Source organism: Pseudonocardia kunmingensis, from assembly GCF_006716445.1.
In the GTDB taxonomy this organism is placed as follows: Bacteria; Actinomycetota; Actinomycetes; order Mycobacteriales; family Pseudonocardiaceae; genus Pseudonocardia; species Pseudonocardia kunmingensis.
On record NZ_VFPA01000005.1, the window covers coordinates 94,471 to 118,277 of the forward strand.

Annotated in this window: 22 protein-coding genes; 8 read left to right on the forward strand and 14 right to left on the reverse strand. The window is 73.0% G+C overall.

Translation table 11 applies throughout. From position 1 onward, the window contains the following. Positions 1 to 23: 23 nt before the first annotated feature. On the reverse strand, positions 24 to 1,385 hold the full coding sequence (gene pafA, locus FB558_RS34000) for a Pup--protein ligase (protein WP_142060813.1): 1,362 nt from the start codon (positions 1,383 to 1,385) through the stop codon (positions 24 to 26). Between the two features lie 250 nt (positions 1,386 to 1,635). Here pafA and FB558_RS34005 point away from each other — a divergent pair, with 250 nt between their 5' ends. After that, complete coding sequence (locus tag FB558_RS34005; RefSeq protein ID WP_246106960.1) at positions 1,636 to 3,183, forward strand: bifunctional phosphatase PAP2/diacylglycerol kinase family protein; 1,548 nt, start codon at positions 1,636 to 1,638, stop codon at positions 3,181 to 3,183. 33 nt (positions 3,184 to 3,216) lie between these two features. On the opposite strand, the gene FB558_RS34010 is transcribed toward FB558_RS34005, so the two are convergent. Continuing rightward, entirely contained in the window at positions 3,217 to 3,597 is a 381-nt protein-coding gene (locus FB558_RS34010) for a VOC family protein (protein WP_142060815.1), read from the reverse strand. Next, positions 3,582 to 4,436 (reverse strand): MmyB family transcriptional regulator, encoded by an 855-nt coding sequence (locus tag FB558_RS34015; protein ID WP_246106961.1) that lies wholly within the window; start codon positions 4,434 to 4,436, stop codon positions 3,582 to 3,584. The genes FB558_RS34010 and FB558_RS34015 overlap by 16 nt, the downstream gene beginning before the upstream one ends. A 111-nt stretch (positions 4,437 to 4,547) precedes the next feature. Here FB558_RS34015 and FB558_RS34020 point away from each other — a divergent pair, with 111 nt between their 5' ends. Continuing rightward, a complete protein-coding gene (locus FB558_RS34020; RefSeq protein WP_142060817.1) occupies positions 4,548 to 4,994 on the forward strand; it encodes a hypothetical protein in 447 nt (148 codons plus the stop codon). 184 nt (positions 4,995 to 5,178) lie between these two features. Here the strand turns inward: FB558_RS34020 and prcA are convergent, their stop codons facing one another. From prcA to dop, 4 genes are all read right to left on the reverse strand, one after another. Further along, positions 5,179 to 5,979: a proteasome subunit alpha gene (prcA, locus tag FB558_RS34025; protein ID WP_142060819.1), complete on the reverse strand. Its 801-nt coding sequence runs from the start codon at positions 5,977 to 5,979 to the stop codon at positions 5,179 to 5,181. A gap of 3 nt (positions 5,980 to 5,982) precedes the next feature. Then, positions 5,983 to 6,849, reverse strand: a complete 867-nt coding sequence (prcB, locus tag FB558_RS34030) for a proteasome subunit beta (protein ID WP_142060821.1) — start codon at positions 6,847 to 6,849, stop codon at positions 5,983 to 5,985. A 63-nt stretch (positions 6,850 to 6,912) separates the two neighbouring features. Continuing rightward, positions 6,913 to 7,110 (reverse strand): ubiquitin-like protein Pup, encoded by a 198-nt coding sequence (locus tag FB558_RS34035; protein ID WP_094928543.1) that lies wholly within the window; start codon positions 7,108 to 7,110, stop codon positions 6,913 to 6,915. Between the two features lie 116 nt (positions 7,111 to 7,226). Further along, a complete protein-coding gene (gene dop, locus FB558_RS34040) occupies positions 7,227 to 8,726 on the reverse strand; it encodes a depupylase/deamidase Dop (protein ID WP_142061860.1) in 1,500 nt (499 codons plus the stop codon). A gap of 83 nt (positions 8,727 to 8,809) precedes the next feature. Here dop and FB558_RS34045 point away from each other — a divergent pair, with 83 nt between their 5' ends. Together FB558_RS34045 and FB558_RS34050 are read left to right on the forward strand one after the other, a co-directional pair. Further along, positions 8,810 to 9,325 carry an NUDIX hydrolase gene (locus FB558_RS34045; RefSeq protein ID WP_142060823.1) on the forward strand — a complete coding sequence of 172 codons (516 nt, stop codon included), beginning with the start codon at positions 8,810 to 8,812 and terminating at the stop codon, positions 9,323 to 9,325. A 37-nt stretch (positions 9,326 to 9,362) separates the two neighbouring features. After that, positions 9,363 to 10,832, forward strand: coding sequence for an amidase (locus FB558_RS34050; protein WP_425468125.1), 1,470 nt, complete (start codon positions 9,363 to 9,365; stop codon positions 10,830 to 10,832). Between the two features lie 851 nt (positions 10,833 to 11,683). Here the strand turns inward: FB558_RS34050 and lpdA are convergent. From lpdA to FB558_RS34065, 3 genes are all read right to left on the reverse strand, one after another. Further along, on the reverse strand, positions 11,684 to 13,093 hold the full coding sequence (gene lpdA / locus FB558_RS34055) for a dihydrolipoyl dehydrogenase (RefSeq protein ID WP_142060827.1): 1,410 nt from the start codon (positions 13,091 to 13,093) through the stop codon (positions 11,684 to 11,686). 29 nt (positions 13,094 to 13,122) lie between these two features. Then, positions 13,123 to 14,316: an esterase-like activity of phytase family protein gene (locus tag FB558_RS34060; RefSeq protein ID WP_142060828.1), complete on the reverse strand. Its 1,194-nt coding sequence runs from the start codon at positions 14,314 to 14,316 to the stop codon at positions 13,123 to 13,125. A gap of 73 nt (positions 14,317 to 14,389) precedes the next feature. Next, positions 14,390 to 14,899 carry a MarR family winged helix-turn-helix transcriptional regulator gene (locus FB558_RS34065; RefSeq protein WP_142060830.1) on the reverse strand — a complete coding sequence of 170 codons (510 nt, stop codon included), beginning with the start codon at positions 14,897 to 14,899 and terminating at the stop codon, positions 14,390 to 14,392. Between the two features lie 86 nt (positions 14,900 to 14,985). On the opposite strand from FB558_RS34065, the gene FB558_RS34070 reads away from it, so the two are divergent. The 3 genes from FB558_RS34070 (at position 14,986) to FB558_RS34080 (ending at position 18,537) form a co-directional block, all read left to right on the forward strand. Then, positions 14,986 to 15,549: a YceI family protein gene (locus FB558_RS34070; protein WP_142060833.1), complete on the forward strand. Its 564-nt coding sequence runs from the start codon at positions 14,986 to 14,988 to the stop codon at positions 15,547 to 15,549. Between the two features lie 143 nt (positions 15,550 to 15,692). Continuing rightward, positions 15,693 to 17,765 carry a choline BCCT transporter BetT gene (gene betT, locus FB558_RS34075; RefSeq protein WP_142060835.1) on the forward strand — a complete coding sequence of 691 codons (2,073 nt, stop codon included), beginning with the start codon at positions 15,693 to 15,695 and terminating at the stop codon, positions 17,763 to 17,765. A gap of 67 nt (positions 17,766 to 17,832) precedes the next feature. Further along, complete coding sequence (locus FB558_RS34080) at positions 17,833 to 18,537, forward strand: helix-turn-helix domain-containing protein (protein ID WP_211367041.1); 705 nt, start codon at positions 17,833 to 17,835, stop codon at positions 18,535 to 18,537. Here the strand turns inward: FB558_RS34080 and FB558_RS34085 are convergent. Continuing rightward, on the reverse strand, positions 18,516 to 18,917 hold the full coding sequence (locus FB558_RS34085; RefSeq protein WP_142060837.1) for a VOC family protein: 402 nt from the start codon (positions 18,915 to 18,917) through the stop codon (positions 18,516 to 18,518). The genes FB558_RS34080 and FB558_RS34085 overlap by 22 nt on opposite strands. Next, positions 18,914 to 19,708, reverse strand: a complete 795-nt coding sequence (locus FB558_RS34090) for an AraC family transcriptional regulator (protein ID WP_142060839.1) — start codon at positions 19,706 to 19,708, stop codon at positions 18,914 to 18,916. Before FB558_RS34090 ends, FB558_RS34085 begins: the two co-directional genes overlap by 4 nt. Before the next feature lie 55 nt (positions 19,709 to 19,763). On the opposite strand from FB558_RS34090, the gene FB558_RS34095 reads away from it, so the two are divergent. Beyond that, positions 19,764 to 20,921: an MFS transporter gene (locus FB558_RS34095; RefSeq protein ID WP_246106962.1), complete on the forward strand. Its 1,158-nt coding sequence runs from the start codon at positions 19,764 to 19,766 to the stop codon at positions 20,919 to 20,921. 30 nt (positions 20,922 to 20,951) lie between these two features. Here the strand turns inward: FB558_RS34095 and arc are convergent, their stop codons facing one another. Further along, the gene (gene arc, locus FB558_RS34100; RefSeq protein ID WP_142060841.1) at positions 20,952 to 22,766 is read right to left on the reverse strand and encodes a proteasome ATPase; all 1,815 of its coding nucleotides are present in this window, start codon (positions 22,764 to 22,766) and stop codon (positions 20,952 to 20,954) included. Positions 22,767 to 22,929: 163 nt separating this feature from the next. Continuing rightward, on the reverse strand, positions 22,930 to 23,766 hold the full coding sequence (locus tag FB558_RS34105) for a tRNA (adenine-N1)-methyltransferase (protein ID WP_142061869.1): 837 nt from the start codon (positions 23,764 to 23,766) through the stop codon (positions 22,930 to 22,932). Between the last annotated feature and the right edge of the window lie 41 nt (positions 23,767 to 23,807).

Sequence of the window (23,807 nt, forward strand, 5' to 3'; positions counted from 1 at the left end):
GCGGAAAGGCCCTCGTGGGTGGCCTACAAGGAGGCGATCAAGCGCTCCACCCGCTCGTCGACCGCCCGGAACGGGTCCTTGCACAGCACGGTGCGCTGGGCCTGGTCGTTGAGCTTGAGGTGCACCCAGTCGACGGTGAAGTCGCGGCCCGCGGCCTGGGCGGCGGCGATGAAGTCGCCGCGCAGCTTGGCCCGGGTGGTCTGCGGCGGCGTGTCCTTCGCGGCCTCGATCTCGCCGTCGTCGGTGACGCGGTCGACCATTCCCTTGCGCTGCAGCAGGTCGAACAGCCCCCGGCCGCGGCGGATGTCGTGGTAGGCCAGGTCGAGCTGGGCGATCCGGGGGTTGGCGAGGTCGAGGTTGTTGCGCTCCCGGTAGCGCTCCACGAGCCGGTGCTTGATGGCCCAGTCGATCTCGCGGTCGATCAGCGACAGGTTCTGCGTCTCGACGGCGTCCAGGGCGCGGCCCCACAGGTCCAGCACGCGCGCGATCGTCGGGTCGGTGGTGCCGCGGGTGGCGACGTGCTCGACGGCCTTGGCGTGGTACTCGCGCTGGATGTCGAGCGCGCTCGCCTCGCGCCCGCCCGCCAGGCGGACGGTGCGGCGGCCGGTGAGGTCGTGGCTGATCTCGCGGATGGCGCGGATCGGGTTGTCGAGGGTGAAGTCGCGGAACTGCACCCCCGCCTCGATCATCTCCAGCACGAGCGTGGCCGAGCCGACCTTGAGCAGGGTGGTGACCTCGGACATGTTCGAGTCGCCGACGATGACGTGCAGGCGGCGGTAGCGTTCGGCGTCGGCGTGCGGCTCGTCGCGGGTGTTGATGATCGGCCGGGAGCGGGTGGTGGCGCTCGAGACGCCCTCCCAGATGTGCTCCGCGCGCTGGGACAGGCAGTACACGGCGCCGCGCGGGGTCTGCAGCACCTTGCCCGCGCCGCAGATCAGCTGCCGGGTGACGAGGAACGGCAGCAGCACGTCGGCGATCCGGGAGAACTCCCCTGCCCGTGCGACCAGGTAGTTCTCGTGGCAGCCGTAGGAGTTGCCCGCGGAGTCGGTGTTGTTCTTGAACAGGTAGATGTCGCCGCCGATGCCCTCGTCGACCAGCCGGCGTTCGGCGTCGACGAGCAGGTCCTCGAGGATCCGCTCGCCCGCCTTGTCGTGGGCGACGAGCTGGGCCAGCGAGTCGCACTCGGCGGTGGCGTACTCGGGGTGGCTGCCGACGTCCAGGTAGAGCCGGGCGCCGTTGCGCAGGAAGACGTTCGACGAGCGCCCCCACGACACCACCCGGCGGAACAGGTAGCGCGCGACCTCGTCGGGCGAGAGACGCCGCTGTCCGTGGAAGGTGCACGTGACCCCGAACTCGGTCTCGACACCATAGATCCGCCGCTGCATCCCGCCAGCGTAAGCGGAGAGAGCCCACTCGTGTCACGCCTGTGACGGCGCGGCTTCGGCGCGTCGCCGCGGAATCCGCGCCGGCACGGCTCGTGCGGTGGCCACGCGCCGCCCCGCACGGACGAACGGCACTCTCGTCGGCTAGGTAGCGACGAATGTGCCGTTCGTTGCGCCGGGGCCTCAGCCGCCGCTCAGCCGGCCACCGTGGCTCCGTGCGGGCGGCGCGGGCGGCCCTGCGTAGGGTCGCGACGTGCTCTCGTGGATCCGGCGCCGAACCGACCAGGTGAACGACGCCGACCGCGCGGTGTCGCGGGCGATCTCGGCCCTGCCGCCGAGCCCGCTCGACACCGCCATGAAGACCGTCTCGACCGCCGCGAACCACAGCATGCTGTGGTTCGCCGTCGCCGCGATCCTCGCCGCCCGGCGGGGCGCGAGCCGCAAGGCCGCGGCCCGCGGTGTGCTGGCGATCGCGGGCGCGAGCGCCACGGCCAACGGCCTGTTCAAGCCGCTGCTGCCACGGCGCAGGCCGGCCGCGTCCGAGCTGCCCGCCTACCAGACGTTGCCGAACCCGCCGACGTCCTCGTCGTTCCCGTCGGGGCACGCCGCCTCCGCGGCGGCGTTCGCCACGGCGGTGGCGATGGAGAGCCCCCGGCTGGGCCCCGCCCTCGCGCCCCTGGCCGCCTCGGTGGCCTACTCCCGCGTGCACGTCGGCGTCCACTGGGGTTCCGACGTGCTGGCCGGTGCGGCGCTCGGCAGCGGCATCGCGCTGGCCACCCACCGGTGGTGGCCGGTGCGCCGCACCGACGAGGCCCGGGCCCGCCCGCTGGACGCCGTGCCGGAGCTGCCTCGGGGGAAGGGCCTCGTGCTGGTGTCCAACCAGCGTTCCGGGGATCCGGACTACGACCCGGCGACCGACCTGGAGGCCGCGCTCCCCGACGCCGTCGTCGTCCGCGCCGCGCCCGGCCGGGATCTCGACGAGCAGCTCGACGCCGCCGTCGCCGAGCGGGACGGCTGGGTGCGCGCCGTCGGCGTGGCGGGCGGGGACGGCTCGGTCGCCGCCGCGGCCGCCGTCGCCGGGCGTCGCGACCTGCCGCTGGTGGTGGTGCCCACGGGCACGCTGAACCACTTCGCGCGCGACGTCGGCGTGTACGACATGCAGGAGGCCGTGGACGCCACCGGCGCGGGCGAGGCGGTCGCCGTCGACCTGGGCCTGATCGACGTGCATCCCGGTCACGGCTCCGACCCGCACACGGGCGACGTCGTGCGGACCCGCTGCTTCCTCAACACCGCCAGCATCGGGTCCTACCCGGAGCTGGTCCGGCTCCGGGAGAAGTGGCAGCCGCGGTGGGGCAAGTGGCCCGCGTTCGCCGCCGCGCTGGTCGTGGTGCTGCGCCGGTCCGAGCCGGTGCAGATCAAGGTCGACGGCCGGTGGCTCGCGGTGTGGTTCCTGTTCGTCGGCAACGGGCCGTACCACCCGCGCGGGATGGTGCCCGCCTGGCGCCCGTCACTCGACTCCGGCCTGCTGGACGTGCGGTGGCTGCGCGCCGACATCCGCTTCTCCCGGCTGCGGGCGGTGCTCGCGCTGGTGCTCGCCGCGCTCGGGCACAGCCGGGTCTACCACCAGCGCGAGGTCGGGGTGCTGGACGTCGAGCTGGCCGTGCCGGGGATGCTCGCCACCGACGGCGAGGTGATCGAGACGGCCGGGCGCTACACGTTCCGGGTCGCGGAACGACCGATCCCGGTCTACCGCCGCGACGAGGAGCGCTGGACCGGGCGGCACCGGCCGTTCCTGGGCTGACGGTGCCGGCGATCGGGTTCCCGGCCGTGCCCGTCAGCCCCCGCTGCCGTACGGGCGCGTCAGCACCTCGAGGTTGTGCCCCTCGGGCGAGTCGAAGTACAGGCCGCGGCCGCCGTCGTTCGTGTTGAACCCCGGGGTGCGGCGGCCGGGGTCGGCCCAGGTCGGCAGCCCTCGCCGCGCGAGCCGCTCGGAGACCGCGTCGAACTCCTGCTCGCTGATCAGGAAGGCGTAGTGCTGGGGGGTGATGTCGCCCTCGACGTCCATGAAGTCGAGGCTCACCCCGTTCTGCAGCTCGACCACGGCGAACGGGCCGAACGACCCGGGCTCGGGCAGCCCGAGGACGTCGGTGACGAACCGGGCCTCGGCGTGCTTGTCGTGGGTGGAGACGATGGTGTGGTTCAGCTCGACTGCCATGCGGCCAGCATCGGGCCTGAAGCCGGGTTCAGGTCAAGGTCCGGGCGGGTGCGCAGCGCCGCCGAGGTGAACTCGTCGAGCGGGTAGAACAGCTCGATCGCCAGCTCCGAGAGCGTCACGTCGGCCGGGGCGCCGAAGGTCGCCATGGTGCTGAACATCGACAGCACTCCCTGCGGAGTGCGGATCTGCAGCGGCACCTCGATCGGGCTGGCCCGACGCGGTTCCCGGTCGCTGCCCGCCGCACCGTCGGACGCCGGCGCCGGGTAACGGCCGACCTCGTCGAGGAGCGCGCGCAGCTCCGGATCCCCCGACGCGTTCACCTGGCGCTGTAACCGGTCGAGGAACAAGGTACGCACCTCGCTCAGGTTGACCAGCCGCGCCGCGAGCCCGTCCGGGTGCAGGGCGAGCCGGAACACGTTCGGCCGCGGCGCCAGCAGGCGCTCCGGCACACCGTCCATGAGCACGGCCATCCCGCGGTTCGCGCCCAGCACGTTCCAGCACCGGTCGACCAGCACCGCCGGGTACGGCTCGTGCGCGGTCAGCATGACCTCGACCGCGGACCGGACCGCGGCCATGTCCTCGTCGTCGAGGCTGCTCTCCCGGTACGCCGGCGCATAGCCGGCGGCCAGCAGCAGGGCGTTGCGCTCGCGGAGCGGGACGTCCAGGGCGGTGGACAGCCGCAGCACCATCTCCCGGCTCGGGCGCGCCCGTCCGGTCTCCACGCAGGACAGGTGCCGTGCCGACGTCTCCGCGGCGAGCGCGAGATCGAGCTGGCTGAGCCTGCGTCGCTGCCGCCACTGCCGCAGGAGGGCACCGATCCGCGGGGGCTGGAGGTCCACGTCCGTCAACCTATCGAGCCGGGGATCAGCGCAGCCATGACCTCACAGGTCATTGATCCCGGTACCTCGGCGGTGCACCGTCACCGCTGACGTACCGATCGAGGAGGCCCCGTGAGCACCGCTGTACCGACCACACGACCGCAGTTCCCGACGGGTGGCGACGACCGCCTGCTGCGCCGGATCCTGCGGATCGACGCATGGAGCACGGGCGCCTTCGGAGTCGTCATGCTCGCCGGTGCCGAGCCCCTGAGCGGCCCGCTCGGCCTCCCGACGTCCTGGTCGGTGCCGTTCGGGGTCGCGATGCTCGGCGGGGCGGCGGCGCTCGGCCTCATCGCGGGCCGTCCCCGGATCCCGTGGCGGCACGGCGCGGCCGTCGTCGCGGGGAACCTGCTGTCCGGCGTTGCGCTGCTCGTGCTGACGGCCACCGGCCTCGTGCCCCTCACCGGGGCGGGCGTCGCCTTCATGGCCGCCGGGGCGGTCGTGGTCGGGGTCTACGCCGCGATCGAGTTCGTCGGCGTGCGGCGGCTGCGAGGCGCGGACGCGCGGGCGGCGGCATGAGGCTCACCGTGTTCGGTGCGACCGGCGGCACCGGCAGGGGCGTACCGCAGTGCGCTCGAGGCCGACGTGCCGGGCGGCAGCATCAGCCGCGCTGACCTGGCGCGCGCCCTGCTCGACGTGCTGGACGATCAGGTGAGCGTCCGGCACGCGATCGGGGTGGCCCGCGCCGCGATGTGGGTGCCGGTCAGGACCCGTTGTCGCCGGTGCCGTTCACCGCGCCGCTGCCGGCCGGGGCGTCGTCGCCGCCCGCCACCCCGGTGGTGGCGCCGCTCTCGCCGCGGTTGGCCTCGGGGAGCAGGCCGCGCAGCGCGTCGCCGTCGAAGCGCCGGAAGGTCCGGCGCGGGCGGGTGCGGTCCAGCACCGCCACCTCCAGGGCGCGGACGCCGAGTACCTCGGGCGTGCCCCCGTTCGGTGCCGATCCCGCCTGGAGGCCCTCCACGGCGATGGCGACCGCCTCGGCCAGCTCCAGCCCGGGCCGGTAGGTCTCCTTCAGCTTGGCGCTGATCGGCTCGGTGGTGCCGCCCATGACCACGAACTGCGGCTCGTCGGTGATCGAGCCGTCGTAGGTGATGCGGTAGAGCTGGTCGCTCTCGGCGTCGGCGCCGACCTCGGCCAGGCACAGCTCCACCTCGTAGGGCTTCTGCTGCTCCACGAACGAGGTGCCCAGCAGCTGGGCGTAGGCGTTGGCCAGCCAGCGGCCGGTGACGTCGCGCCGGTCGTAGGAGTAACCGCGCAGGTCGGCACTGCGGATGCCGGCGGTGCGCAGGTTGTCGAACTCGTTGTAGCGGCCCACGGCGGCGAAACCGATGCGGTCGTAGATCTCCGAGACCTTGTGCAGCGCGGTGGAGCGGTTCTCCGCCACGAAGAGCACGCCGCCGGTGTAGGTGAGCACGACGACGCTGCGGCCCCGGGAGATGCCCTTGCGGGCGAGCTCGGACCGGTCGCGCAGCAGCTGGTCGACCGAGGAGTAGAACGGCATGGTCATGGGTCAGCCCCCCGGGTTCTCGGTGCGGCCGGTCACGACGTCACGCACGATCGACTCGATCTCGTCCTCGGGGCGGCGCACCGCGCCGTCCGGGCCGGTGATGCTGACGACCACGGGGAAGATCCGGCGGGTGAGGTCGGGGCCGCCGGTGGCGGTGTCGTCGTCGGCGGCGTCGTAGAGCGCCTCGACCGCGGCGCGCACGGCGCCCGGCATGTCGGCACCGGGGTTGTGGCGCTTCTTCAGCGCCGACTTCGCGAACACCGACCCGGAACCGATGGCGTGGTAGCCGAGCAGCTCGTCGTAGCGCCCGCCCGCGGCGTCGTAGGTGACGATGCGGCCACCCGAGCCGTTCGGGGCGGCGAGGTCGTAGCCGACGAGCAGCGGCACGACGACGAAGCCCTGCAGGGCGGCGCCGAGGTTCTGCTGCACCATCCCGGCGAGCTTGTTGGCCTTGCCGTCGAACGACAGCGAGACGCCCTCGGTCTTCTCGTAGTGCTCGAGGTCGACGGTGAACAGCCGGGCCATCTGCAGGCCGAAGCCCGCGGTGCCGGCGATCCCGATCGCGGAGTGCGAGTCGGTGACGAACACCTTCTCGATGTCGCGCTGCGCGATGACGTTGCCACTGGTGGCGCGCCGGTCTCCGGCGATCACCACGCCGTCGGCGAAGGTCAGGGCGACGATCGTGGTGCCGTGCGGGATGTCGACGGCCCCGGCGGCTCCCGCGCCGACCGGGAGGCCGGGAGGCACTCGTCCGGGCAGCAGGTGCGGTGCGGCGGTGGTGACGAAGTCGGTGAACGACGTGACGCCGGGGGCGAGGAAGGCGCCCAGGCCTGCGGGCGCGCCGAGCGGCGGACGCTCAGGGAACGACATGGTCAGGTCGGAGCCTCTCTCCGTGCGGGGTCGTGCAGGTCCGTGCAGGTGTGCGGGGAGCGGCTACTGGCCGCCCTTCTGGACGTAGGCGCGGACGAAGTCCTCGGCGTTCTCCTCGAGCACGTCGTCGATCTCGTCGAGGATGGTGTCGACGTCCTCGCCGAGCTTCTCACGCCGCTCCTGGCCTGCGCCCGCGGCGTCGGCGCCGTCCTCCTCGTCGCCCCCGCCGCCGCCCTGGCGCTTGGTCTGCTCCTGCGACATGGTGATCCCTCCTCGCGCCTGCCCGCCGCCGGCCGCGCACCGGCCGGCGTAGGTGAACACTACCGAGCCGATGGGCGACACGCCCGCATCCGCGGGCGCTCCGCCCATCCCGCGGGTCAGCCGCGGGTGAGCGCCTCGACGAGCTCCTCCGCGGTGCGGGAGCGCTCCAGCAGCTCCCCGACGTGCCGGCGGGTGCCGCGCAGGGGCTCCAGGGTGGGGATGCGGACCAGCGACTCGCGGCCGAGATCGAAGATCACCGAGTCCCACGACGCGGCGGCCACCTCGGCCGGGTAGCGCTCCAGGCAGCGGCCCCGGAAGTAGGCGCGGGTGTCCTCCGGGGGGTTCCGCATCGCGGCGACGACCTCCTCCTCGGCGACCAGGCGCTTCATGGAGCCGCGTCCCACCAGCCGGTTGTAGAGGCCCTTGCCCGAGCGCACGTCGGTGTACTGCAGGTCGACCAGGGCGAGCCGGCCCGAGTTCCAGGCCAGGCCGTCGCGTTCCCGGTAGCCCTCGAGCAGGCGCAGCTTCGCGGTCCAGTCGAGCCGATCCGCGGTGCTCATCGGGTCGCGGGCGAGGTCGTCGAGCACCTCGCCCCAGAGGGTGAGCACCTCGGCGGTGGCCTCGTCGACGTCCCCGCCGAGGGTGTTCTCGACGTGCTTCTGCGCCTTCTCGAAGTAGGCCCGCTGCACGTCGAGCGCGGTCATCTTGCGGCCGTCGCTGAGCTCGACGAGCGTGGTCAGGCCCGGGTCGTGGCTGATCCGGTGCACCGAGCGCACCGGCTCGGCGAGGCGTAGTTCGTCGAACCGGACCCCGGCCTCGATCATGTCGAGCACGAGCGCGGTGGTGCCCGCCTTGAGCAGGGTGGAGTACTCGCTCATGTTGGCGTCGCCGATGATGACGTGCAGCCGCCGGTACTTGTCGGCGTCGGCGTGCGGCTCGTCGCGGGTGTTGATGATCCCGCGCTTGAGCGTGGTCTCGAGCCCGACCTCGACCTCGATGTAGTCGCTGCGCTGCGAGAGCTGGTAGCCGGCCTCGTCGCCGGTGGCCCCGAGCCCCACGCGACCGGCCCCGCAGACGACCTGTCGGGTGACGAAGAACGGCGTGAGGCCCGCGACGATCGACGGGAACGTCGTCGAGCGGTTCATCAGGTAGTTCTCGTGCGAGCCGTAGCTCGCGCCCTTGCCGTCGACGTTGTTCTTGTAGAGCTGGATGCGCGGGGCGCCGGGGACGGTGGCCGCGCGCATGGCGGCCTCCTCCATCACCCGCTCCCCCGCCTTGTCCCAGATCACGACGTCGCGCGGGGTGGTGACCTCGGGCGTGGAGAACTCGGGGTGGGCGTGGTCGACGTAGAGCCGCGCCCCGTTGGTGAGGATGACGTTGGCAGCGCCGAGGTCGTCGAGCTCGGACTCGGCGGGGTTGTGCATCGTGGGCGCGGACAGGTCGAATCCGCGGGCGTCGCGCAGCGGGGACTCGACCTCGTAGTCCCAGCGGGCGCGCCGGGAGCGCGGGATGTCGGCCGCGGCCGCGTAGGCCAGCACCACCTGCGTGGAGGTGATCACGGGGTTCGCGGTGGGGTCGCCGGGGACGGAGATCCCGTACTCGACCTCGGTGCCCATGATCCGGCGGGCGGTCACCGGCCTGCCTCCACGTGCGCGCTCATGGGGCGAGCGTAGCCCCGGGGGCGCGCCATGATGTGCGGGTGCGGGCAGAGGACGAGGCGGTGGCGCTCTACGACGCGTGCGGGCAGGAGATCGGGGTGGCGCCGCGCGGCGTCGTCTACCGCGACGGGCTGTGGCACGCCAGCTCGGCGGTGCTGGTCCGCAGCGGCGACGGCGCGCGGGTCTACCTGCACCGGCGAGCCCCGGACAAGCTCATCTTCCCGGGGCGGTACGACTGCTGGGCGGGTGGCGTGCTCGGGCCGGGCGAGGCCCCCGACGCCGGGGCGGCGCGCGAGCTGGACGAGGAGCTCGGCGTGCGCGGGGTGCCGCTGCGGGCGCGCGAGCGGGTCCCCTACGACGACGGGACGCTGCGCTGCCACCTGTTCACCTACGAGGTGCGCTGGGACGGCCCGCTGCGCCACCAGCCCGAGGAGGTGGTCTGGGGCAGCTGGGTGACGCTCGCGGAGCTCCGCGCGCGGCTCGACGACCCGCAGCGCTGGCCGTTCGTCCCGGACGGCCGGGTCGCCGTCGAGCGCTGGCTGGCGGCCCGCGCGTAGGTTGATCGAGGACGAGCCCCGACCGGAGGAGATGGACGTGACCGACCTCGACCACCGGAGCGCGACGGAGCTCGCCGGCCTGCTGACCGAGCGCGCGGTGTCGGCGGTGGAGCTGGCGGAGGCCGCGATCGTGCGGATCGAACGCCACGACGACGCGCTGAACGCCGTCTGCGTGCGGGACTTCGACCGGGCGCTCGACGCGGCCCGGGACGCCGACGCCGCGCGGGCCGGCGGCGAGCAGCGACCGCTGCTCGGGATCCCCATGACGGTCAAGGAGTCCTTCCACATGGCCGGCCTGCCGACCACGTGGGGGATCCCGGAGTTCGCCGGTTTCGTCCCGGAGGCGGACGCACTGGCGGTGCAACGGGTCAAGGCGGCGGGCGCGGTCGTGCTGGGGAAGACGAACGTGCCCCTCGTCCTGGGCGACCTGCAGAGCTACAACGAGGTGTACGGCACGACGAACAACCCGTGGGACACCTCCCGCACGCCGGGCGGCTCGTCGGGCGGGTCGGCCGCGGCGCTCGCCGCCGGGTTCGGGGCCCTGTCCCTCGGCTCGGACATCGGCGGCTCCCTGCGCAACCCGGCGCACTCCTGCGGGGTGTACGCGCACAAGCCGACGGTCGGGCTGCTGCCCCAGCGCGGGCACACGCCGCCGGGGCTGCCCGTGCTGTCCTTCGACGACGACCTGGCGGTCATCGGGCCGATGGCCCGCAGCGCGGCGGACCTGCGGCTGCTGCTGGACCTGCTCGCCGAACCCGACCCGCTGGGCTCCCGCGCCGCCTACCGGCTCGCGCTCCCGCCTGCGCGGCACGAGACCCTGGCCGGGCACCGCGTGCTCGTCCTCGAGTCGCACCCGTTGCTCCCGACGGGCGCGAGCGTGCGCCGCGCGATCGCCGGGTTCGCCGAACGGCTCGCCGCGGCAGGGGCGACGGTGGCGCACGAGAGCCCGCTGCTGCCCGACCAGGCCGAGGCGGCCCGCCTGTACATGCGCATGCTGCTGTCGGAGCTCGGCGCGGGCTACCCGGCCGAGGTCTACGAGCGCGCCCGCGACGGCGCCGCGCGGCTGGATCCCGAGGACCACGGCCTCGCCGCCGAGCGCAGCCGCGGCACGGTGCTCAGCCACCGCGACTGGATGCTCGCCAGCCGCGAGCGCGCGCTGCTGCGCCGCCGTTGGCACGACCTGTTCGCCGAGTTCGACGTCGTGCTCTGCCCGATCATGCCGACCCCGGCGTTCCCGCACGACCACAGCCCGATCCCGACCCGCCGGATCCGCATCGACGGCCTCGACCAGGACGACCACGACTACTTCGACCAGCTCGCCCTCGCCGGGATCGCCACGCTGCCCGGCCTGCCCGCGACGGTGCTGCCCGTGGGCACCTCCGAGGACGGCCTCCCGATCGGCGTGCAGGCCATCGGGGCGATGCACGCCGACCGCACCACCATCCGGTTCGCGGAGCTGGCCGAGCGCGAGTTCGGGGGATTCACGCCCCCGCCCTTGGACCGCTAGGGCGCTCGCCGGCTTCGATCACGGCGGCGCGGTGTGAGCCGCATGCCGGCATCGCGTACTCCTCGCCGGGATCATGGCCGTTCCCGCGTTCCGCGGAACGCGCCCGTGCACGACCCCGTCTACGTCATGGGTCTCCGGCCGCGGTCGCAGACCCATGGTGTCGATATGGTCAGGAAACCTTCTGTGGGCGCGCCGTTCCCGGCTCGAGACCACTGCCCCTCGGCCCGGCCCGGGTCTTCGCCGCAGTCAGCGCTTTCCTCTGCCCCCGCCGGTCGGCGAGGTGGCCGGGTTGGGTGAACTACCGAATGTTGTGGCCGGGTGGGCGGCCGTTCCCGACCTGGCCCAGGCCTGTCGGGGACGAGACCGTCGCTGCCGGGTGGGTGCGCACCTTGCTGTGGTCCCGTTCCACCCCCCGGACCCGTGATCAGCGGGAACGAGAGCCATGCGCCTGCGGGGGTGCGGCTCAGGCCCCCGGTTCGCCGATGAAGCCCTGTCGTCGGAGGGGTTGGGGGACGGCACCACAGCCGGTTGAGTGGCACCCGGCGGGGACGGTCTCGTCGTGGACCGGCCGGGGCCAGGTCGGGGACGGCTGTCATGGCGACCACGTCACCCGGTAGTTGTGCCAACCGAGCCACCCTCGCCGCGGGGGGCGGGCATGGTGCCGGGGTGACTGCGAGTGGGGCCTGGACGTGGGGTGGGGCAGCGGTCTCGAGCCGGGAACGGCGCGCCCACCGCAACCCGCCCCGCCCGTCAGGAGCCCTGGGGGAATGGGCCGCGTGCTCACGCCCACCGAATCAGCCCACGCGACCCGTCGACGGGGTGCGTGGACGGCCGGTGATCGCGGCCCGCGGTCAGAGGTTGATCATGTGGCCGGCCAGGCCGTGGATCGCCTCCTGCAGGCCCTCGCTCAGGGTCGGGTGGGCGTGTACGTTGCGCGCCAGCTCCGTGGCGGTCAGCTCCCACTTCTGGGCCAGCGTGAGCTCGGGCAGCAGCTCGGTGACCTCGGGGCCGATCAGGTGCCCGCCGAGCAGCTCGCCGTAGGTGTCGTCGGCGACCAGCTTGACGAACCCGCCCGGCTCACCGAGGCCCTGCGCCTTGCCGTTGGCCGTGAACGGGAACTGCGCGACCTTGACCTTCCAGCCCTTCTCGTCGGCCAGCTCGCGGGCCTGCGCCTCGGTGTAGCCGAAGCTCGCGACCTGCGGGTTGCAGAAGGTGGCGCGGGGCATCATGACGTACTCCAGCGGCATGGTCTCCGCGCCGGCGATCGTCTCCGCGGCCACGACGCCCTGCGCCTCGCCGACGTGGGCCAGCATCAGCTTCGCGGTGACGTCGCCGATCGCGTAGATGTGCGGCACGTTGGTGCGCATGTGGTCGTCGATGGCGATGGCGCCGCGCTCGGTGAGCTGCACGCCGGTGTTCTCCAGCCCGTAGCCCTCCACGCGGGGGCTGAACCCGATCGCCTGCAGCACCTTGTCGGCGTGCAGCTCCTTCGTCTGCCCGTCCTTGCCGGTGACGGTGACGGTGACCTGCTCGCCGGAGTCGTCGATCGACTCCACGCGGGTGGAGGTCAGCACCTGCACACCCAGCTTGCGGTAGCGCTTGGCGAGCTCCTTGGAGACGTCGACGTCCTCCAGCGGGAGGAGCCGGTCCAGGAACTCGACGATCGTGACGTCCACGCCGTAGTTGCGCATGACGTAGGCGAACTCGACGCCGATGGCCCCGGCGCCGGCGATGATGATGCTGCCGGGCAGCTCCCGGGTGAGGATCTGCTCCTCGTAGGTCACCACCCGCTCCGACAGCAACGTGCCGGGCAGCAGCTTCGTCTGCGCGCCGGTGGCGATGATCACGTCGTCGAAGGTGATCCGCTCGGTGCCGCCCCCGGAGAGCGCCACCTCGATCGTCGAGGCGTCGACGAAGGAGCCCCGCCCGTCGTACTCGGTGATCTTGTTCTTCTTCATGAGGTAGTGCACGCCCTTGACGCGCCCGTCGGCGACGGTGCGGCTGCGGTCGAACGCGGCCCCGAAGTCGAAGCTCACGTCACCGGAGATGCCGAACGTCTTCGCCTCGGAGGTGACCAGGTGCGCGAGCTCGGCGTTGCGCAGCAGCGCCTTGGACGGGATGCAGCCGACGTTGAGGCACACCCCTCCCCAGTACTTCTCCTCCACCACCGCGACGCTGCGGCCGAGCTGGGCGGCCCGGATCGCCGCCACGTACCCTCCCGGACCCGCTCCGAGGACCACGACATCGACATGAGAAGCCATGGGTACGACTCTAGGCCGCGGTCGGGCCGTCAATTCCGGACGGCCACCGCCACGAACTGGGTCACCTGGGTGTCGGAGAAGTTGTCGTCGCTGACGAGCACCAGGGTCCGCGACCCGTCGGCGCGGTCGGGGCCCCACGCCATGCCCTCGACGTTGTCGAGCGAGGCCAGCGGGAGCTCGGCCAGGTCCAGGAGCAGGCGCTTTCGCACCGGTGTCACTCCGGCGGCCGACCCGCCCTCCGGGATGTGCGTGGCGCCGGCCGTGTCGACGTCGTAGAGGCGCACGGCGTTGCCCACCCCGGTGACGAACGAGCGCTCGAGCACCAGGAAGCGGGTGGGGTCGGCGGCGTCCACGGCGAGTATCGCCGTGACGCCGTTGTTCGCGAAGCCGCCCGCGGGCACCGGGTCGGCGAAGATCGGTTCCTGCGGGTAGGCGAAGCGGGAGACGACCTCACCGGTGCGGGTCCGGACCACGATCCGCGACACCGCGCCCGCCGCCCGCGTCGGCACCGCGCCGTCCTGGAGCAGCGGGCCCTCCAGCGCCGTGACGACGAGCTCGCCTCCGTCGGCGAAGGTGAGGCCCTCCGGCCCGAGGTTCTGCCGGATGCCGCGCTCCGTCGCGTCGGCCCGGTGCTCGGGCGGCACGGTCAGCTCGTCCCCGGACCGGCCGTCCCGCTCGGCGAACCGGACGGTGGGGTCGATCAGCGTCGGCGGGCCGCCGTCGGCGGGGACGATCCGCTCCCCCTCCTGGCTCCACAGCAGCCCACCGCCGATCGGGTCGACGCGGATGTCCTCGGGGTCGACGGTGGTGCCGTCGCCGCCCTCCAGCGGCGGGTACGGCGTGCCGTCCGGGCGCAGGAACGGGGTCGTGCCGGTGAGCTCGACCGCCGACAGCGCCCCGTCGGGACCGTCGAAGCGCAGGTCGGCGGTGTAGAACCGGGCCGGTGCAAGCTCGGACCGGTCGTCGCTGACGACGAACCACGTGCCGGTGGCCGGGTCGCGGTCCAGCCCGGAGAGGCCGCCGACGGTGGTGCCGGCGAACTGCGTGCCGGACGGGATGCGCTGCTCGCCGAGGAACCCGGCGACCTGCAGCGGCGGCGGGGCCGGCGGGGCGGGCGCCGCGACGGGCGCGGTGGGCGCGGCCGCGGCGCCGCACGCGGCCGAGGTCACGACGAGGGCGAGCGCGACGGGGACGCCGAGCGCGCGCGGGCGGAGGGACGACATGGGGGCATCCCACCCGGACGGGGCGACCGGGAGGTGACGCCGACGTGGCCGGGCGGCGACCCGCGCGGGGCCGCTACCGGCGGTCGCGGGCAGTGGTTGCGGGGTCGTCGGCGGCCGGCCACACGGGCACGTCCGACAGGTGGGAGACGAGCGTGTCGCTGATGTCGCGCAACGCCGCGACCTGCTCGGCCGACAGCGCGTCGAACAGCCCGCGGCGCACGGCTTCGACGTGGGCCGGCGCGACCGCCTGCAGGCGGGCCAGCCCCTCGTCGGTGAGCTCGGCGATCGCGCCGCGCCTGTCGTCGGCACAGGGCCTGCGCCGGACCCACCCGGACTCCTCCAGCCGCGCCACCGCGTGCGAGATGCGGCTGCGCGAGGACAGCGACGTGGAGGCGAGGTCGCTCATCCGCAGCTCCCGGTCGGGGGCCTCGGACAGCCGCACGAGGATCTCGTAGTAGGCGTGCGGGAGGCCCGAATCCTGCTGCAGCTGCCGTTCGATGCCGTCGAAGAACAGCCGGTTGGCCGTCAGGAAGCTGCGCCACGTGTGCTGCTCGTCGTCATCGAGCCACCGTGTGTCCGACACCACACCTCCGGAATAGTTGAACGCTCATGCGCCTTCAGCTAGTGTCCGTCTCAACAACTGAGCGTTCAACTAACTTGGGAGAACCGATGACCACGGCAGGAACGACCACCATCCCCGGCTACCTCGCGGGCACCTGGGACATCGACCCCGTGCACTCCGATGTCTCCTTCACGGTCCGTCACATGATGGTGAGCAAGGTACGCGGTCGCTTCGGGTCGTTCTCGGGCGAGATCGTCACGGGCGAGGACCTGGCGAGCTCCTCGGTCACCGCGTCGCTCGACGCCACGTCGATCGACACCGGCAACGAGCAGCGCGACGGGCACATCCGCTCGGCCGACTTCTTCGACGCCGAGAACCACCCGCAGTGGACCTTCCGCTCCACCGGCGTGCGCACCGACGGTGGGGACCTCGTGCTGGACGGCGAGCTCACGATCAAGGGCGTCACCCGTCCCGTGTCCCTGGACCTCGAGGTCGTCGGCTTCGGCCCGGACGCCTTCGGCGGCACCCGCGCCGGCTTCTCGGCCTCGGGCACGATCGACCGCAACGACTTCGGCGTCGACATCAAGATGCCGCTCGACGGCGGGGGCGTCGTCGTCAGCGACAAGGTGCAGATCAACCTGGAGATCCAGGGCGTGCTGCGCCAGTCCTGAGGGGGCACCGCCGGACCAACGGCACTCTCGTCGGCCAGGTACCGACGAGAGTGCCGTTCGTCGTCTCGGGAACCCTTCGCAGCCGACCCCCGGCATGAGAAGCTTCGCCGATCCCGAGTGCGGGTGGCGAGCGAGGAGGCTCGATGGACGAGAGCGGGGCCGGCAGCGCCACGACACCGGAGCCGACACCAGGGCCGGAACCCGGACCGACGCCGGCGCCGCGCGCCCGGATCAACCCGGTGGTCTTCTACGGCTCGGGCGCGGTCACCCTGGTCATCGCGATCTGGGCGATCATCACCCCGACCGCCGCGGCCGACACCATCGGTGCGGTGGTCGGCTGGACCTCCGAGTGGTTCGGCTGGTTCTACATCCTGCTCTCGACCGCGATCCTGGTCTTCGTGATCTTCGTGGGTGGGTCCCGCCTCGGCCGGACCAGGCTCGGCCCGGAGCACTCACGGCCGGAGTTCAGCACGTTCGCATGGGCGTCGATGCTGTTCGCCGCCGGTATCGGCACCGACCTGATGTTCTTCGCCGTCGTCGAGCCGGTCACGCAGTACCTCACACCACCGCGCGGCGAGGGCGGCACCCTGGCGGCCGCCGAGGACGCCGTGGTGTGGACGCTGTTCCACTACGGGATCAGCGGGTGGGGGATGTACGCGCTGATGGGCATGGCGCTGGCCTACTTCGCCTACCGCAGGAACCTGCCACTCGCCATCCGGTCCGCGCTCTACCCGGTGTTCGGCAAGCGGATCCACGGCGGGATCGGCACCGCCGTCGACCTCGCCGCGGTGCTCGGCACCATCTTCGGCGTCGCCGCGTCGCTCGGCATCGGCGTGGTGCTGCTCAACTACGGGCTCTTCTTCCTCTTCGGGATCCCCGAGGGGACGGCGGCCCAGGTCGGGCTGGTGGCCGTGGCGGTCGCGATGGCCACGGTCTCGGCGGTCAGCGGCGTCGACCGGGGCATCAAGCTGCTGTCCCAGCTCAACGTGCTGCTCGCGATCGGGCTCGCCCTCTACCTCCTCGTCGTGGGCGACACCGTGTTCCTGCTCAACGGCATCGTGCAGAACGTCGGCGACTTCGTCAGCTCCTTCCCCGGCATGACGATGGAGACCTTCGCCTACGACCGCCCGGTGGACTGGCTCAACGCGTGGACGCTGTTCTTCTGGGCGTGGTGGATCGCGTGGGCGTCGTTCGTGGGGCTGTTCCTCGCCCGGATCTCCCGCGGGCGCACCATCCGGGAGTTCGTGGCCGGGACGCTGGTCATCCCGTTCACCTACATCGTCATGTGGATCTCGATCTTCGGCAACAGCGCGATCGACGTCATCCGCGACGGCGACACCGCGTTCGGGGAGAACACGGTCGCCAACAACGCACAGGGCTTCTACGAGCTCCTCGCCCAGTACCCGGGCGTCACGTTCATCGCCGCGGTCGCCACCTTCGTCGGCCTGCTGTTCTACGTGACCTCGGCCGACTCGGCCGCACTGGTGATGAGCAACCTGACCTCGCGCCTCCCGACGGTGCACTCGGACGGGGCGCCGGGGGTGCGCATCTTCTGGGCGGTGGCAACCGGCCTGCTCACCGTGGGGATGCTCGTCGTCGGCGGGGTGCCCGCGCTGCAGAACGCCACCATCATCATGGGGCTGCCGTTCGCGTTCGTGCTGGTGCTCGTGATGTACGGGCTGTACTCCGCCCTGCGGACGGAGGCCCTGCACGCGGAGGGCCAGGAGCAGAGCCTGCGCTCCTCCCTCTCCTGGCGCAGCGCGCCCGACGGGCACCGGCACGGCGGCCCGGGCTGGCGGGCGCGGATCGACCGGGCGATGTCGTTCCCCGGCCCGGAGCGCGCCGAGGAGTTCCTCGCCGAGGTGGCGCTACCCGCGGTCGAGGAGGTGGCCGCGCACCTGCAGGAGCGGGGAGTGCGGGCACGGGCGCAGCAGGACCGCGACGAGGACGGCAGCAGCTTCGTCGAGCTGACCGCCGATCTCGGCGAGGAGCACCCGTTCCGCTACCAGATCCGGCCGCGCGAGGTGCCCGTGCCGGTCTACGGGCCCGCGTTCCCGAAGGGCACCGACACCTACTGTCGTCTCGAGGTGCACCTGCGCGAAGGGGGCCAGGGCTACGACGTCATGGGGTACAGCTACGGGCAGCTGACCGACGACATCCTCGACCAGTACGAACGCCACCTCGAGTTCGTCCGGGTGCAGCAGATCGGTACCTGATCGCAGCCGGACACCGTCGGTGGCCGGGACGGCGCGAGCCGTCAGGGGCGGGCGATACCGTTGCCGGGTGGTCTACCGCGAGGCCCTGCCGCCGCCCGCGCTGCGGGGCGAGGTCGAGCGAGTCTGGACGGTGCGCGTCGCCGACGACGCGCCCGCCCGCGTGCAGCAGGTGCTGCCCGACGGCTGCATGGACCTCGTCTGGACGGGCCGCGAGCTGCTCGTCGCCGGGCCGGACACCGCCCCGCACCCGGCCCGGCGCGAACCCGGTGACATCGGGGCGGGTCTGCGCTTCGCCCCCGGCCGGCTGCCTGCGCTGCTCGGGGTGCCTGCGGTGGAGGTGCGCAACCGGCGGGTGCCGCTGGAGGCGCTGCGCCCGGACCTCGCCCGGCGCGCCCTCGCCCGCCTGGAGCAGGGCGCCTCCCCCGTCCCGGTGCTCCTCGCGGTGACGACGGCGCTGCCCGGTTCGCCCGCGGAGGCCGCCCTGCGGGTGGTGAGCGCCCACCTCGACGCCGGTGCCACGGCCCGCGACACCGCCGAGCACCTCGGCTGGACCGAGCGCTCCCTGCACCGCCGCTGCCTGGCCGCGTTCGGCTACGGCCCGGCGGTGCTGCGCCGCGTGCTGCGCTTCCGGCGGGCCGCGGCGCTGCTGCACGACGGCGTCCCGATCGCGCAGGCCGCGGCGGCGGCCGGCTACGCGGACCAGCCGCACCTGTCCCGCGAGGTCAGGGCGTTGGCCGGGGTCGCACCCGGTCAGCTCGCCAGGGGCGCGTAGAGGTCCACGCCGTTGCCGTCCGGGTCGTGCACGCAGGCGTAGCGCTGCCCCCACGGCGCGTCGAACGGCGCCAGCTCGCCGTGGTGCCCGGCCGCCGTGAGCTCCGCGTACGCCGCGTCCACGGCACGCGCGTCCGGCAGCGCCACGGCCAGCCCGATCCGGCCCGCACCGGGGACGGCCTCCCACTCCGGGTAGAACGAGCGGACCGTCTCCTCGGTGTCGAACATCAGGCGCATCCCGCCGCCCAGCGGCACCTCCGCGTGCGGCTGGTCCTCGGCGCCGTCGGGCACGGCCAGCCCGAGCGCCCGGTAGAACGCCAGCGCCTTCGCCATGTCGGCGACCACCACGCCGACCGCGTCCAGCTTCGCTTCGATCGTCATGCCCGCGACGGTAGGCGCGCCCCCGGCCCTCCGTCGTGAACGGATCGGACACGGCCGGAGTGCGCTCCGGGGGTGTGGCCGTAGGTGCGGCGGAACACGTCGATGAACGCGCTCGTCGACGCCCAGCCGCAGCGGTGGGCCACCGTGGTCACGGCGGCACCGTCGGCCAGCATCCGCAGCGCGTGGTAGAGGCGCAGCTGGGTGCGCCACTGCGGGAAGCTCATCCCGAACTCGGCGCGGAAGAGGCGCGAGAGGGTGCGCTCACCCGCGCCGGCCTCCGCGCCGAGCGCGGCCAACGTGCGCCCGTCCGCCGGATCGCGGCGCACGGCGTCGCACACGGCGACCAGCCGGGGGTCGCGGGGCTCGGGCAGGTGCACCGGGCGCTGCGGGGACGCGCGCAGCTCGTCGAGCAGTACGGCGCGCAGCCTGCCGCGCGCGGGGCTGTCGTCGTGCGGGGAGCGGGTGTAGGCGCGGATCAGCTCGCGCAGGAGCGGGCCCACCTCCAGGACGGTGGGCGCGTCCAGGCCGAGCGGGTTCTCGGTCGCGGGCACCCCGAGCATGTGCAGGTCGAGCCGGCCGTGCGCGCGGTGGGCGTGGACGGTGCCCGCCGGCACCCAGATCGCGCGCGTGCCGGGGGCGAACCAGGTGCCGGCGCCGGTGGTGATGGCCAGCACGCCGGAGCCCGCGTAGAGGATCTGGTGGTCGTCGTGGCGGTGCGGGTCGATGCTCTCACCGGCGGCGAGCGACTGGACCCGTGTCGGCGCCGTCGGCGTGTGGCGGGCTTCCGGCATACCTTGGCACTTTATCGGAAGCGCGACAGCGTCGTCGGTGGCGACGATCGACGGCGTGCCGCGAACCCGACCGATCACGCTGATGTCGACGGGGCACGCCTGCGTCGACGTCTACCAGGGGGCCGTCGCCGCCCTGGTGCCCTACTTCGTGTCCGAGCGCGCCTACACCTACGCCGCGGCAGCCGGTCTCGTCCTCGCGGCGTCCCTGCTGTCCTCGGTGGTGCAGCCGCTGTTCGGCGCGCTCACCGACCGGTGGCCGCTGCCCTGGCTGCTGCCGGTGAGCACGCTGGTGGCCGGGATCGGCATCGCGTTCTCCGGCGTCGGCGACTCCTACCCCCTGACCCTCGCCGCGATCGCCCTGTCCGGGATCGGGGTCGCCGCCTACCACCCCGAGGCCGCCCGCGTGGCCCGGAGCGCCAGCGCCGGCAGTCACACGGCGATGAGCTGGTTCTCCCTCGGGGGGAACATCGGGTTCGCCACCTCGCCCCTGCTGGTGGCCGCGGTCGTCGCGACCGGTGGTCTGGACGCCTCGCCGCTCCTGGTCCTGCCCGCGCTGGTGGGCGCAGCCCTCTGCGTGACGGCGCTGAGGGCCGTGACGGCGACCGCGTCCACCGCCGCCCGTGCCGCCACCGGCGCCGACGACTGGGCCTCCTTCGCCCGGCTGTCGGGGGCCATCGTCTGCCGCTCGATCGTCTTCGTCGGGCTGAGCGCGTTCCTGTCCCTCTACGCCCAGGGCCGCACCGGCGGCGGCGAGGTCGCCGGCACCGCCGCGCTGTTCGTGCTCTACCTCGGCGGCGCCGTCGGCACCGTGCTCGGCGGCAGGCTCGCCACCCGCTGGGGCCGGGTCCCGGTCGTGCGCTGGTCCTACGTCCTCGCCGTCCCCGCGGTCGCGGGCGTGGTGTTCGTCCCCGGCCCGCTCCTGTTCGCCTGCGTGGCGCTGACCTCGGCGTGCCTCTACGTCCCGTTCTCGCTGCACATCACGCTGGGCCAGGACTTCCTCCCGCGGCGCGTGGGCACGGCGGGCGGGGTGACGCTCGGCCTCACCGTCAGCGTCGGCGGGATCGCCAGCCCGCTCATCGGCGCCGCGGCCGACCACACCTCGCTGCAGGTGGCGCTCGCCCCGCTGATCGCACTCCCCGCTGTCGGCTGGTTGCTCCTGCGCACGCTGGCGGAGCCCTGCCTCGAACGGACGAACGACGCCCCCGCCCGGTAGGCCGGACGGGGGCGCGTTGGTCTGGACGGGCTACAGGTACTGACCGGTGTTCGACGCCGTGTCGATCGCGCGGCCGGTCTCGGCGTTCTTCCCGGTGACCAGGGTGCGGATGTAGACGATCCGCTCCCCCTTCTTCCCGGAGATGCGCGCCCAGTCGTCGGGGTTGGTGGTGTTGGGCAGGTCCTCGTTCTCCGCGAACTCGTCGACGATCGCGTCCAGCAGGTGCTGCACGCGCAGCCCCGGCTGGCCGGTCTCGAGCACCGACTTGATCGCCGACTTCTTCGACCGGTCCACGATGTTCTGGATCATCGCGCCGGAGTTGAAGTCCTTGAAGTACAGGGTCTCCTTGTCGCCGTTGGCGTAGGTGACCTCGAGGAACCGGTTCTCCTCCGTCTCGTCGTACATCCGCTCGACGATCCGCTGGATCATCGCGTCGATGCAGGCCTTGCGGTTGCCGCCGAACTCGGCGATATCGTCGGCGTGGATCGGCAGGGTCTCGGTGATGTACTTGGAGAAGATGTCCTGCGCCGCCTCGGCGTCCGGCCGCTCGATCTTGATCTTCACGTCCAGGCGGCCCGGCCGCAGGATCGCGGGGTCGATCATGTCCTCGCGGTTGGAGGCGCCGATGACGATGACGTTCTCCAGGCCCTCGACGCCGTCGATCTCGGCCAGCAGCTGCGGCACGATCGTGGTCTCGACGTCGGAGGACACGCCCGAGCCACGAGTGCGGAAGATCGAGTCCATCTCGTCGAAGAACACGATCACCGGGGTGCCGGCCGAGGCCTTCTCCCGGGCCCGCTGGAAGATCAGCCGGATGTGCCGCTCGGTCTCGCCGACGAACTTGTTGAGCAGCTCGGGGCCCTTGATGTTGAGGAAGAACGCGCGGCCGTCCTCGGGGTCGTCGCCCCGGACGGCGGCCACCTTCTTGGCCAGCGAGTTGGCCACGGCCTTGGCGATGAGGGTCTTGCCGCAGCCGGGCGGGCCGTAGAGCAGCACGCCCTTGGGCGGGCGCAGCTCGTACTCCTTGAACAGCTCGGCGTGCAGGAACGGCAGCTCCACGGCGTCGCGGATCTGCTCGATCTGGCGGAACAGGCCACCGATGTCGGAGTAGTCGACGTCGGGCACCTCCTCCAGCACCAGGTCCTCGACCTCGGCCTTGGGCACCCGCTCGTAGGCGTAGCCGGCCTTGGTGTCGACCAGCAGCGAGTCGCCGGGCTTCAGCGACACCGTGTCCGGGTTGTCCGGACCGGGGAACAGCGGGGCGGCCAGCCACACCACCCGCTCCTCGTCGGCGTGCCCGACCACCAGAGCGCGGCCCGCGACCCCGTCCTCGGTGGGCTCGGAGAGCACCTCCCGCAGACCGCACACCTCGCCGATGCGGTCGTACTCGCCCGCCTCGACCACGGTGAGCGCCTCGTTGAGCCGCACGGTCTGCCCGCTGCGCAGCTCGGCCGTCTCGACCGCGGGTGACACCGCGACGCGCATCCGGCGCCCCGAGGTGAACACGTCCACGGTCTCGTCGGGATAACGGGCGAGGAAGACGCCGTAGCCGCTGGGCGGCTGCGCCAACCGGTCGACCTCCTCGCGGAGCGCCACGAGCTGTCCCCGGGCCTCCTTGAGGGTCTCGGTGAGCTTCTCGTTGCGCGCGGAGAGCTGCGCGAGCCGGCTGGCCGACTCGGCGAGACGCTGCTCGAGGACGCGCGCGTGCCGCGGGGACTCGGTGAGCTTGCGGCGGAGCAAGGCCACTTCCTCCTCGAGGAAGCGGATCTGTGCGGCGGCCTCGGCGGGGCTGAGCTCGCCGCGATCACCTGGTTCACGCCTGCCGGGACCGTCGTAGGGGTTCACGGCATCCTCCCTCCGTGTTCCGTTTCCATACGGTACCTGCCAACGGGGGTCAGGACCCGTGCGACGAACCGGTGATCCACCACTCAGCCGGACGGCACCTTGACGACAGCCTCCCGTGCTGATCCGGTCACCGCCAGGAGGCGCGCCGTTCAGCCGGTCGGCCTCATCGGCTGGTCGGTCTGCGCTGCGGGCGCGGCGGGACGACACCCTCGGCGAGGCGGCGCGCCGTCACCAGGAACGCCGTGTGCCCCTGCATCCGGTGGTCCGGGCGCACCGCGAGGCCCACCACGTGCCACGGCCGCACGAGGCACTCCCACGCCTGGGGCTCGGTCCAGCACTGCTGGGCACGCAGGTCCTCCACGAGCCGGGACAGCTGCGTGGTCGTGGCGACGTAGCCGACCAGCACGCCGCCCGGGATGAGCGCGCGCGACACGGTCTCCAGGTGCTCCCACGGGGCGAGCATGTCGAGGACGGCCCGGTCGAACCGCTCGTCGGACCCGTCGTGCGCGGCGAGGTCGGCCACCCGCAGCGTCCAGTGCTCGGGGTGGCGCCCGAAGAACTGGCGCACGTTGCGCTCGGCGTGCTCGGCGTGGTCGTCGCGGACCTCGTAGGACACCACCGCGCCGTCGGGCCCGACGGCCTGCAGCAGCGAGCAGGTGAGCGCCCCCGACCCGGCACCGGCCTCCAGCACCCGCGCCCCGGGGAACACGTCGCCCCACATCAGGATCTGGGCGGCGTCCTTCGGGTAGATCACCTGCGCGCCGCGGGGCATGGAGAGCACGTAGTCGGCCAGGCGCGGGCGCAGCGCCAGGTAGGGCGTGCCCACCGGCGAGACGACGACGCTGCCCTCGGGCTTCCCGATCAGGTCGTCGTGGGCCAGCCCGCCGCGGTGCGTGTGGTACTGCCCGCCCGCCTCGAGCGTGAGCGAGTAGTGGCGGCCCTTCGGGTCGGTGAGCTGCACCCGGTCCCCCGCGCGGAACGGGCCACCGCGGGCGGGCAGCTCGTCACCCGTCCCGGGCTCGACCGGGTCGGCGCTGTCGG